Raw genomic sequence first — 3,458 nt, forward strand, 5'->3', positions numbered from 1 at the left:
GATTCACTCGCCATGTTGCTCTCCCCGCACCGTCCAGCTGTCGCCCGATGTAACTATCGCGCTCGCTGGTTTTGGGAACGATTCCCGGCTCCGGAGCCCATCTCCGGGCTCTCACTTCACGAAGGTCTTCGTAGTCAGAAGTGTAGCCGATGGTTCCCCGGATGTCAACGAGGATCTTCGTAGAATGATTCCGGACTCCTTTGCCGAGACCCGTTGGGACCGCTACGATCCCTTCGCTTCTCTGGCGCTGGCCGCGCTGGCAAGAGCGGTCCGCCCACCCTCCACCCGCAATCGTGAGGCGCCCGTGCCTCGAGCCAGATCGGTTCTCCAGTCCGTAGCGGTCCTGCTCCTTTCCGGCCTCGTCTCGTGCAGTGCCGCGGACCCGGTTCCGTCCCTGGTCGTTCAGCGAGACAGCGCCGGTGTCCGGATCATCGAGGCGATGAGACCCCTCTGGAGCGATGCCACCGGGTGGAGCATCGACTCCGATCCGCTTGTCGACCTGACGTTTTCCGGCAGCGGCCCATCTCATGAATTCTTCCGCGTCCGCAGCGTCAGACAGGGTCCGGACGGATCCCTTGTCGTTGCCGACGGTGGCTCGCAGGAAGTGCGGCGCTATTCGTCGAGCGGCGCGTTTCTGGGATCCGTCGGAGGCGCCGGAGATGGACCTGGCGAATTCGGGAGCCTCTGGATGGCCGAGGTATCGGCGGACAACATCCTGGCAATCGACCAGCGAGGGAGAGTCACTGTGCTCGCGCCGGATCTGGCGCCAACGCACACTTTCGACGTCCCGCAGCGTGCCTTCGACCTTCACGACCTGAACGACGGCACGGTCCTGCTGGAGGTCTACCACCCGACAAGCAGACCCGAGCTACAGGCGACAGTTCGCGTTATTCGCCGTCCATGGGGGCTGTTTCGGTACGATCTGGAGGGTGCCCGCATCGACAGCCTCGGAGAGATGGCCGGCTGGGAAGAGGCACCTCGGGTCATTGACGGCAGCTCCATCTCGGGTCCGCCTCTGTTCGGCAGGCAGGCGCACGTCGCCGCGGGCGGCAACGCCGTGTACTACGGGTCGGCGGATCTGATGGAGGTGCGGCAGCTGTCCTTGACGGGCGATGTCGTGCGCATCCTGCGCATCCCCGGCTATCCCCTGAGTCTCACCGATGAAGAGATTGACGCCGAGCGAGCGGCGCAGTTCGACGCACGGGTTCCCCCGGGGGCGCCGGTTCCCCCGATTGTGCGGCGGTTCATCGAAGAGCTTCCGGCTCCGGCGGCCCGTCCGGCCTACGCCGATATTCTGACGGACCCGTCAGGCGCGGTCTGGCTGGAGCTGTACCGGGGAAGGAGCGAGCGGGCCCGGCCGCAGGCCTGGCTGGTGCTGGACGCGGACGGCACCTGGCTTGGGACGGTTGCCGTGCCGGACGGCTTTGCGGTGATGGACATCACCATGGATGCCGTCCTCGGCGTGTGGACGGATGAACTCGATGTTGAACATCCTCAGGTTCTGGGGCTCGCGAGGAGCTTGAATGAACGGTAGCTCCGCGTGCGGGACCCAGGGCCTTTGCCGAGATCCGTCGAGGCCGCTTGGGATCGAACCGGGATGATGAACGAGAATTCGCTTGGTGAGGTGCCCGTGCCTCGAGCCAGATCGGTTCTCCGGTCCGTAGCAGTCCTGCTCCTTTCCGGTCTCGTCTCGTGCAGTGTCCCGGACCCGGTTCCGTCCCTGGTGGTTCAGCGAGACAGCGCGGGTGTCCGGATCATCGAGGCGCTGAGACCGCTGTGGGGCGATTCCAGCCTGTGGAGCATCGATCCGGATCCGCGTGTCGACCTGACGCGCTCGGGGAGCGGTCCCTCCCACGAGTTCTTCCGCGTGCGCGACGTCCGGCAGCGTCCGGATGGATCGGCGGTGGTGGCCGACCGGGGCTCGCAGGAGGTGCGCCTCTATTCGTCAAGCGGAGAATTCCTGGGATCCGTCGGAGGCACCGGAGACGGGCCGGGCGAGTTCCGGAACCTCTCGAAGGTGGAGCCATCGGCGGACCGGATTCTCGCGCTCGACCAGCGAGGCCGGGTCACCGTGTTCACGCCCGATCTGGTGCCGACGCACACCTTCGATGTGGCGGACCGCGTTTTCGACCTTCACGACCTTCATGACGGGACGGTCCTGGTGGAAGTCCGCTCGCTCACGGAAATCGAGCCCGGGCCTCAGATCATTCGAGGTTCGAGCGCTCTGCTGCGCTACGACCTGAGCGGCGCGCGCATCGACAGCGTCGGCTTGATCGCTGGCTATGAGGAAGTACGACGGATGATCGACGATCGGCCGATCCTGGGTCCTCCGTTGTTCGGCAGGGAGGGACACCTGGCCGCGAACGGCGACGTGATTCTGGTGGGGTCGGCAGATCTGATGGAGGTGCGGGAACTCTCGGTGATCGGCGACGTGGTTCGCATACTGCGCATTCCGGATTATCCGCTGGGCGTGACTGATGAAGAAGTCTCTGCGGAGCGGGAGGCCCAGTTCGACGTGGAACTCCCTCCCGGGGCGACGTTCCCCCCGCCAATTCGCCGGTTCATCGAAGAACTCCCGGCCCCGGCGGCTCGCCCCGCCTACGCGGACATCCTTGTGGACCCTTCGGGAGCGGTCTGGCTGGAGCTCCACCGGGGAAGGAGCGAGCAGGGCCGGCCCCAGGCGTGGCTGGTGCTGGATGCGGACGGCACTTGGCTCGGCACCGTGGAGGCACCGGACGACTTCGCGGTGATGGACATCACCATGGATGCCGTCCTCGGGGTCTGGACGGACGAACTGGGCGTGGAGCACCCTCAGGTGTTGACCCTCGCGCGAACGCCGACCGCGATGTAGGGACGCCTGCCGATCAACCGATTCCCCCGATGCCCGCCCGCGGCACACCGGGCTCACCCGCGACCGAACCGATGGGCACGACATCGGCCGAATGGGCGCTTCGTCCGGGCGCCGCTACCCGACACGCGGGCAGCGCCTGGTCCAGGTCAGTGACCAGGTCGTCCGCCGATTCGATGCCGACGGAGACGCGGAGCAGGCCCTTGCCGATCCCCGCGATGGCCTGGGCGGCCTCGTCCATGGCCGCGTGGGTCATCGTGGCCGGGTGGCAGATGAGGCTCTCGACGCCGCCCAGCGACTCGGCCAGGGTGAACAGGCGAAGCCGGGCGAGGAGCTCTTCGGCTGCCGCGCGCCCGCCGTTCAGCTCGAAGCTGAACAGGCTGCCGTATCCGGACTGCTGGCGGCGGGCGAGGTCGTGCCCGGGGTGCGTCGTGAGTCCCGGGTAGTAGACCCGGGCGACCGCGGGATGCGACGCGAGCAGATCGACGACCGCGCTGGTGTTCTCCTCGTGGATGCGGGTGCGGGCGAACAGCGTGCGCATGCCGCGCAGCGCCAAGTAGCTGTCGAAGGGACTCTGGGCCGCGCCGGTGGCGTTGGTCCACCACGCGAT

Annotated in this window: 3 protein-coding genes; 2 read left to right on the forward strand and 1 reads right to left on the reverse strand. The window is 66.9% G+C overall.

The window, feature by feature from the left end; translation table 11 throughout:
* Positions 1-184: 184 nt before the first annotated feature.
* Complete coding sequence (locus OXU32_07775; protein ID MDE0073865.1) at positions 185-1,534, forward strand: hypothetical protein; 1,350 nt, start codon at positions 185-187, stop codon at positions 1,532-1,534.
* A 96-nt stretch (positions 1,535-1,630) separates the two neighbouring features.
* Positions 1,631-2,851 carry a hypothetical protein gene (locus OXU32_07780; GenBank protein MDE0073866.1) on the forward strand — a complete coding sequence of 407 codons (1,221 nt, stop codon included), beginning with the start codon at positions 1,631-1,633 and terminating at the stop codon, positions 2,849-2,851.
* A gap of 13 nt (positions 2,852-2,864) precedes the next feature.
* Here the strand turns inward: OXU32_07780 and OXU32_07785 are convergent.
* A partial coding sequence (locus OXU32_07785; GenBank protein ID MDE0073867.1) for a PLP-dependent transferase occupies positions 2,865-3,458 on the reverse strand: 594 nt, incomplete at its 5' end.

The organism is Gammaproteobacteria bacterium (assembly GCA_028819075.1).
Lineage (GTDB): Bacteria > Gemmatimonadota > Gemmatimonadetes > Longimicrobiales > Gaopeijiaceae > BD2-11.